Genomic DNA, 8220 nt, shown 5'->3' with positions numbered 1-8220 from the left:
AATTAAAGAAAATTTTTAAAAATAACCCATTTATGGATATAAAAATTAATGCCATTATTTAATGCGTCGACTTATTTATAAAAATATATGTTAATTTTCAAAGTGTTATATAAGATTGAATTTATTATTTTCATAATATGCACCTTTTGAGTGCTATCATATATGAGTCTTATGCGATAAAAGCGTGAAGCTGCGTTGGTATCGTTTATGACAAGTTGCCGTGTCTGCATGCCTGAAGATGGGTACTCGGATCCGGTTTACTTTGATTAAAATTTAAAAAAGAAGTTATCTTATGTTTACTACCACTACTACATTTATCGTCTATATCTTGGCGATGCTGATTATCGGTATTGTGGCAGCCCGCATGACGTCATCTCTTAATGATTACGTATTAGGCGGCCGCAGTTTGGGTCGTGTCGTAACCGCTTTGTCTGCAGGTGCTTCCGATATGTCGGGCTGGCTTTTAATGGGCCTTCCCGGTGCTTTGTTTTTGTCAGGAATAAGTGAGGCGTGGATTGCCATCGGTCTTACCGTAGGTTCCTGGTGCAATTGGAAATTCGTCGCAGCCCGTCTGCGCTCATTTACCGCAAACGCGTCAGATGCTCTGACTCTTCCTGATTATCTTGCCTCACGCTTTTGCGATAAATACCGTATCACCGCCGTTGCGGCAGCAGTCATTATTTTGATTTTCTTCGTTGTTTACTGCGCATCAGGCATGGTATCAGCTGCACGCTTATTTGAGCAGACCTTTGAAATGGATTACAGCAATGCTCTTTTAATCGGTGCCGTTTCAACGATTTTCTATGTTTTTATCGGCGGATTTTTGGCCGTTAGCTGGACTGATACGGTTCAGGCATCTTTGATGATTTTTGCGCTGCTTTTAACTCCCGTTATCATGCTTATGGATTGCGGTGGTCTTGAGGCTGCCAATGAACTTATCATGCAGCAGGATCCCGAGCTATCCCATTTCTTAAAGGGCATGACGGTCGTAGGATTCCTTTCTTTAGTCGGATGGGGCCTTGGCTATATGGGACAGCCGCATATTCTGGTTCGTTTTATGGCAGCTGGCAGTGTTCGCGGAATGGGTGATGCCCGCCGCATTAGCATTACCTGGATGATTTTATGCCTTTTAGGCGCTGTCTTAATCGGTTATTACGGCGTAGCTTTTGCGGCAAAGCATCCTGAGGTCAGCGTAAGCAATCCTGAGCAGATTTTTATTATCGTCACTCAGACTTTGTTTACCCCGTGGATTGCAGGTATTCTTCTTTCCGCAATTTTGGCTGCCATTATGAGTACGCTTTCCTGTCAGCTTTTAGTTGCTTCAACTACTTTGACTGCAGATTTTTATCGCCGCTGGATGCGTCCTCATGCTTCACAAAGCGAGCTTGTTTGGTGCGGTCGCATGATGCTGCTTTTAGTTGCCGTTATTGCTTATGTGATTGCGCTTGATCCTAATTCAGGAATTTTAAAGCTCGTATCCTACGCTTGGGCCGGTTTCGGTGCTTCCTTCGGGCCTTCGATTTTAATTTCGCTATTCTGGCGTAAAATGACGCTGCAGGGCGCTATTGCCGGTATGGTGGTAGGTGCCGCAACTGTTATAATTTGGGAAGCTGGCGCTTTCTTCGGTCTTTACTCAATTGTTCCTGGATTTATCCTTTCAAGCATAGCTATTTTTGTAATTTCTAACCTAACTTACAAAAAAGACGGACAAACTCAGGTATTATTTGATGACCTTGAGCGTAAATTCTGGCTTGAAGTAAAAGATCGCTAATATATAACGACAAAAGGAAACAGCAAGTGACGGACAAGAATCTGCCGCCTAACTTTTATTTGGCTTCTTATCTTAAAAAAGCAGGTATCCGCTTTGAGGTCAATGTGGTGGATACCGTTATCGCAAAAGGATTGGGTATCGGCAGCTATATAATCGTTCTGCTCTTGCTGTTTTTTAACTGCTCGGGATTATTTAAGATAAGCTTAAATAATTTCTATTTTGTGGCTGTTAATCTTTTAGGTGTCCTATATCTTTTATACGTCTTTATTCGTTTATTTTATTTTAAGAAATTAAGACGGAAACTGCGTAAAGATCCTGCACCGGTAAGTGCAGAAGCATATGCAGTAGTTGTTTTTGACGAGTTAAATTTCTATCAGAAATTCATAGAGCGCTTTTTCTCAAAAGCTGTGCTTAAAAGTGCCGTTATCTATAAAGAAAGCGGTGCACTAAAACCGCGTTTTTACACAGGTGCCGTAAAATCGTTTTTTCTTGTAAAGCCTAATTTAGGTCAGATAGTTCGTGTCTATCCGCACCGCAAGAATATAAAGCTGTATTCTGTTGACGATACTTCGGCTTTTCAGACGGTGAGCGCCCGCAATAAAGCATTTGCCAAATTAAATGTAGGCAAGCTTGAAGCAGGCGGCGCATCAAAGGTTTTGTTTCGCAAAGAAAAGAAATCTTAATTCCAGTCTAAAGATTCAAGCTCTTTAAAATAAGCGTTTTCCTGCAGCTCTTTAGTCGGGTTAACCGCGTAGCGGTGCGCACAGAGTTTGAACATTTCAATATCATTAACACTGTCGCCGTAGGCATAAGCATCATCAAGGCTAAGGCTGTTTTCTTTAAGAAACTGCATAATGCGCTGTCTTTTGCCATCCTGATACGGAACCGTGCCTGATAATTTGCCGGTAATTTTATCGTTGATTTTTTCTGTCGGTGCGGCTATGGCAAAGTCGATATTTAAAGCATCGGCAACCGGTTTTATGATGTAGTCGACGGTAGCGCTGACGATGATAAGCTTATCGTTGCGTTTTCTGTGAAATTCAATTGCCTCAAGCGCGCCTTTGCGGATGTGTTTTAATATTAAGTCATGTACGCACGGCTTTACGATTTTAGAGACTTCTTCTGAGTTTTTTCCGATAAGTGGTTTTATTGCGTAAGTAATGAAATCTTCGATTTTAAGTTTGCCTTCATAATAAAGTTGATGAAACTCATGCATCGGCTCTAAAAAACTGTTGTCAACAAGCTTGATGCTTAAAAGATGTTTGAAAAAAAGATCGTTGGTGTCACCGTTTACCAAGGTGCCGTCCATATCAAAAAAAGCACAGGACATTATTATTCCTCTATATCAAAAGCGTCTTCACCGTCTTCAAAAACCTGAGGGTTTATTCTTTGCATAGCAAGTTTTGGTGATGCTTTTCCCTGCAGAATTTTCAGGATCCTTCTCATTTCAACGTTAGGACAGTTATAGCGGTAACGCGTTATCAGTGAAAGAGGTCCCTCATCGGTTGTGATTTTATCAATTGATGCAAAGCCGTACTGAAGTAACAAAGCGGCAAGATCTTTGCGTGTCGGCTCAAGACTTACGGAATTTTCAAATACGGCATCTTGTCCGTCACGATTGAAAAACCAGCTTAAATCCGGATCTTCATTTTTTAAGGTGTCTCTAATAAAGGAAAATTCCGAATGATAAGTGTAAGGATACAAAGCACCTTCATTATTAAGAGCACGGTTAACTGATGCACTGCACAAGACCGGAATTTGTCTTTTTGAAAAGACAAATCCGCCGTAGCATTTATTTAATGCGTGTTTAAGTTCACTTACGGTCAGACCTTGTCTTGGCGCAAGAATTTTTAAATCCTGATCAAAATATTCCGATATCTCATCAAGAGTGAAACCGAAAAGAGTATCGCAGCGTTCGCTGAAGCTTAAGTCATTTATAAGCGGAATACCCTCTGAAATATTATTGGCAAGCGCAAATTTGGCGTGACCGCTTAAAAGACACCACTTAACCGCAGGTCCTGCCTGTTTGATGGCATTGAGCATATCAAAGTAAATGGAGATAGCCGTTTCCTGCTGATTTTTTGGCATTAAAGATGCAAGATATAAAGGCAGCTCGTAATTATCAATTAAAACGACAATGCTGTCTTGATATTTTTGTTCCAGATCTTCAAGCAGCTTGGCAAAGCAGGCTTTAGGATTAGAGTAGTTGGTGATGTTGCGCTTAATATGGTGGCGCCACATCTGAACCTGCATGATATCTATTAAAGATTCGATAAGCTCTTGGGGATTGGTCGCTTTAAGATGTTTTAATGATAAGCGTAAAGCCGGAGCTTTAGGCATATCGAGTTCTTCGCTGTGTTTTGCCGAGAAGCCTTCAGATATTAAATCATCACGCATCAGCATGGCTTCCATAGATTCAAGCGCCAGACTCATGCCGAAACCGTGCGGTCTTATAATCAAACTGAAATTTGGGGAGAATTGCCGCGGCTGTGTGTCTAGAAAACGTAAAAAATTAACAAAATCGCGCGCTTTACTTAAATAGTGCTGATCCGAAAGAATGATCTCTTGAAGAGATGATGAGTAAGAGGTAAGAGACGGCATATGAATATCTTCATGGGCGGGAAACAGACAACCTGTTCTCGGTACCTTAAAACCTAATCCTGGCTGCTACCTTCCGATCCTGACCAATTAAACTAAGTCTAAGTACGAGAGGGCTGCCTGCCTCCCATTGAGCATAGTGATGATAATAAAGAACAAAGTTTTTTGCAAGTTATTTTGCAAAGTCATATTTTGCATTTTAAAAAATCAGTTCATAAAACCATACAAAAGCCGGATAGGTGATGATGCACAATATGGTGCTGACCATATTTAAAAGTCCGGCATACTCTGTGTTGTTATGATAAAGAAGCGACATCTGCGTAATACTTGAGGCAGAAGGTGCGGCGGTTGCTAAAAACGGAACGAGGAGAATAGCGGCAGAATCCTGTACGTTGCCGATTCTATCTAAGATCCATAAAAAAGGAAGGATGATTGCCGGCATTATTATAAGTCTTAATGCCACGATAAGCGGCAGGCGCGGATAGTGGATAACCTTTTTTAAATTCATTGAAGCAATGACCATGCCGGTAACCAGCATGCAGGCAGGGCCGATCATAAGTCCCATAGAAGCCATAGCATCATAAACCGGGCGCCAGAGCTTTATTCCGCAAAAGAAAAGAATTCCGCCTACGGCTACGGCAAGTAAATTTATATTAAGCAGGATCCTTAAAATATTTATTTTTCCTCCGCCCATTAATACGTAACGGCAGTGGCTCCAGAGCAGCACGGTTTGTACTGCGGTATAGGCGCTGGTGTAAATTACGTATTTAGGACCTAATGTGGCGGCAATCAGCGGAATGATTAAATTTCCTGAATTTGAATAAATAACGGTTACTTTTTCAACTGCATCAAGGTTTAGCTTGTTTTTAAAAAGCCAAGGGACGCCCAAAAGGATGATATGAATGATTACGGCAGCTATTGTTGCAAGAATCAATCCGTCGCGGATATCTTGAGTATATTCTATTTGGAAAGAGACGATAATGATGCAAGGGAAAATAAGATATAAGGATATTTCTGAAATCGGCTTTGCATCTTTAGGCTGTAAAACTTTACAGCGTACCATGATATAGCCTGCAAACATCATGAGAAAAAGTGAGGCTATTTTTATTACAAGAGCATCTACGATCATAGCTCATCCGTTTTTGCAAAAATTGCAGAAGATAATCGTTAAATACGCAGTAATTATGGCAGTAGGGGGATTTACATTCAATCTTTAGGGGAACTTAAAGTAAAAAGATGGAAGCAAGCGCAGGTTTTTTATTGGTTAACAATTACATTAAAAAGAATGTCAAAGAAAGTAAGAAGCCGTACTTTAAGGTACGGCTTGAATCGCTATTTGTAATGGCTTATTTTAGGTTGTCTTTATAGAACTTAATGATTTTATCAAATGGGATTTTTTCAAAATTATCATATAAATCAGTATGATTTGCGCCAGGAATGATCATAAGCTCTTTGTTGTCGCCCTTTAATTTTTTGAAAGTATCTTCACTAAAATAGCGTGAATGAGCTTTTTCGCCGTGAATTAAGAGCACAGGGCTCTTAATTTCGTCGGCATAGGACAAAATCGGCATATTGATAAAAGATAATGATGAGGTCTTATTCCAGCCGCCGTTTGAGTTTAAAGAACGGGAATGATATCCGCGAGATGTCTTGTAGTAGGCATAATAGTCTTTTACAAATTGCGGAGCATTTTCTGGAAGAACGTCAGGCAATCCGCCTGCTAACGCATAAGTACCGTTTTTATAGTCTTCGGTACGTTGTGCGTTTAATTGTTCTTTTAAGGCATAGCGTCCGTTTGCATCCATTGAATCGAAATATCCGTTTGCGGTGACGCGACTCATGTCATACATGGTTGCGGCGACGGTTGCTTTAATACGGGTGTCTATGGCAGCAGCGTTAACGGCCATACCACCCCAGCCGCAGATGCCTAAAATGCCGATTTTGTCTGGATCAACCAGAGCGTTTGTTGAAAGATAATCAACTGCAGCGCTGAAATCTTCGGTATTAATGTCAGGGGAGGCAACGTAACGCGGCATTCCTCCGCTCTCACCGGTAAATGAAGGATCAAAGGCAATGGTCACAAAACCGTTTTGTGCAAGAGTTTGGGCATAAAGTCCCGATGCCTGCTCTTTTACTGCTCCGAATGGTCCGCTTACTGCAATTGCAGGAAGTTTTCCTTGGGCGTTTTTAGGAACGTACATATCGGCAACCAAAGTTACTCCATAGCGGTTATGGAATGTAACTTTGCTGTGATTAACCTTGTCACTTTGAGGGAATACCTTGTCCCATTTGCTTTCAAGTTTGATATTTTCCTGCATATTGATACCTGATGTGTAATTGTTGTCAAATTGATTGGAACATCCTGATGCAGCTGCGGTTACTGCAATGGCCGCACATAAAGTTTTAAATTTGATTTTCATTGCTTTTTCCTCTATTTGTTTGAAAAAATCAACTGCTTTTTTGCAGACTGCCGATTAAAAAATCAAGACAGTCAATCTGGTTTTGCCTAAAGTGCAGACATTCAAGCAGATGTCGCCTTTGTTCTTTTAAAAAATTGATTTGCGCGTTGACCATTCCGTCCGCGTTTAGTTTTAAAAATTCTTTTATTTGCCTGTCATCGCAGCCGGCGTCAATAAGGTTGCGCCGCAGTAATAAATCTTCAAGCATTTTGTTGCTCCTTTAGTATCTAAAATATAGTTTTTATATACTGAAATAGCTAATACTTTGTTTTCATTTCATGCTATGCTTAAAACGCATTTCAATAGAGGTGATTTATGCTCGAATTTAGAGTATTAATATATTTTTTGGCTATCGCACGCGAAGGAAACATAACTCGAGCGGCAAATACTCTTCATGTCACGCAGCCGACTTTGTCGCGCCAAATTCAAGAACTTGAAGATAGACTCGGGCATAAATTATTCATTCGATCAAGTCACAGCGTCGCTTTGACCGAGGAAGGAATTCTGCTTAGAAAGCGCGCTGAGGAAATATTGGATTTAGTTGGGAAAACCGAAGCTGAATTTGATAATTTCCGATCTGAAATTACAGGAGATGTTTATATAGGCGGCGGTGAAACCGCGGCAATAAGATTTGTTGCTGATGTTATAAACGAGCTTATTACAGCTTATCCCCAAATGCACTTTCATTTATACAGCGGTAATGCTTCAGATGTTACGTATCGGCTTGATAAAGGACTTATAGATTTTGGAATTTTGATTGAGCCTGCGGATATTTCAAAATACGATTATGTACGGCTGCCATCAAGCGATAGATGGGGCGTTATCATGAGAAAAGATGATCCTTTGGCTTATAAGAAATTTATTGAAAAATCCGATCTTGTAGATTTGCCGCTTATTATGTCCCGTCAGGCAATTGATGCCAAAGAGGACAATAAATTTATCAAATGGTTTGGTGATGACTTTGAAAAGTTGAACATAATAGCGACGTTCAATTTGTTGTTTAACGCGGCAATGCTTGCTAAAAACGGTACAGGATATATTGTGTCAATTGACAACATAATAAATACCGGAGATGACAGCGATTTGTGCTTTATTCCATTAAAACCCGAACTTAAATCAGGTTTGGTTTTGGTTTGGAAAAAATATCAGGTGTTTTCTCCTGCCGCGGCAACTTTTTTGCAGACGCTTAAAAAACACTTGTAAAAGTGCTATCTTAACGGCGTTTTAATTAATTTATCGAGAGATTTGTATGTTAGAGAAACTTGGCGTCGGTGCTATTTTTTTCGGAGCGATGCTCATAAACGCGATTACCGGTTTTGCCGGCAATCTGCTAGCCATGCCAGGAACAATTCAGTTAATCGGAATGACCGATGCCAAAGTGGTTTCAACTAT

The 8220-nt window shown here is 40.4% G+C and carries 8 protein-coding genes and 1 other RNA gene; 3 read left to right on the top strand and 6 right to left on the bottom strand.

Translation table 11 applies throughout. The annotated features are described in order from the left end of the window. Nucleotides 1-292: 292 nt before the first annotated feature. The gene (gene putP, locus QZ019_RS08160) at nucleotides 293-1771 is read left to right on the top strand and encodes a sodium/proline symporter PutP (protein WP_294565606.1); all 1479 of its coding nucleotides are present in this window, start codon (nucleotides 293-295) and stop codon (nucleotides 1769-1771) included. Between the two features lie 26 nt (nucleotides 1772-1797). Then, nucleotides 1798-2454: a hypothetical protein gene (locus QZ019_RS08155; protein ID WP_294565608.1), complete on the top strand. Its 657-nt coding sequence runs from the start codon at nucleotides 1798-1800 to the stop codon at nucleotides 2452-2454. Here QZ019_RS08155 and QZ019_RS08150 read toward each other — a convergent pair. The 6 genes from QZ019_RS08150 to QZ019_RS08125 form a co-directional block, all read right to left on the bottom strand. Further along, a complete protein-coding gene (locus tag QZ019_RS08150; protein ID WP_295484050.1) occupies nucleotides 2451-3101 on the bottom strand; it encodes an HAD family phosphatase in 651 nt (216 codons plus the stop codon). The genes QZ019_RS08155 and QZ019_RS08150 overlap by 4 nt on opposite strands. A 2-nt stretch (nucleotides 3102-3103) precedes the next feature. Beyond that, the gene (locus QZ019_RS08145; protein ID WP_295484047.1) at nucleotides 3104-4231 is read right to left on the bottom strand and encodes an AAA family ATPase; all 1128 of its coding nucleotides are present in this window, start codon (nucleotides 4229-4231) and stop codon (nucleotides 3104-3106) included. 163 nt (nucleotides 4232-4394) lie between these two features. Then, nucleotides 4395-4491: signal recognition particle sRNA small type (gene ffs, locus QZ019_RS08140), an RNA gene on the bottom strand. A 77-nt stretch (nucleotides 4492-4568) separates the two neighbouring features. Next, nucleotides 4569-5498: an AEC family transporter gene (locus QZ019_RS08135; protein WP_295484044.1), complete on the bottom strand. Its 930-nt coding sequence runs from the start codon at nucleotides 5496-5498 to the stop codon at nucleotides 4569-4571. 217 nt (nucleotides 5499-5715) lie between these two features. Then, on the bottom strand, nucleotides 5716-6789 hold the full coding sequence (locus QZ019_RS08130) for an alpha/beta hydrolase (protein ID WP_295484042.1): 1074 nt from the start codon (nucleotides 6787-6789) through the stop codon (nucleotides 5716-5718). 28 nt (nucleotides 6790-6817) lie between these two features. Further along, on the bottom strand, nucleotides 6818-7036 hold the full coding sequence (locus QZ019_RS08125) for a hypothetical protein (RefSeq protein ID WP_295484039.1): 219 nt from the start codon (nucleotides 7034-7036) through the stop codon (nucleotides 6818-6820). Nucleotides 7037-7143: 107 nt separating this feature from the next. Between QZ019_RS08125 and QZ019_RS08120 the strand changes: the two genes are divergently transcribed. Next, nucleotides 7144-8031, top strand: a complete 888-nt coding sequence (locus tag QZ019_RS08120) for a LysR family transcriptional regulator (RefSeq protein WP_295484037.1) — start codon at nucleotides 7144-7146, stop codon at nucleotides 8029-8031. The last annotated feature ends 189 nt before the right edge of the window (nucleotides 8032-8220 follow it).

The organism is uncultured Succinatimonas sp., assembly GCF_905203285.1.
GTDB lineage: Bacteria > Pseudomonadota > Gammaproteobacteria > Enterobacterales > Succinivibrionaceae > Succinatimonas.
The sequence above is the reverse complement of the archived record's forward strand: the minus strand, read 5'-3'. Positions and strand labels throughout refer to the sequence as shown.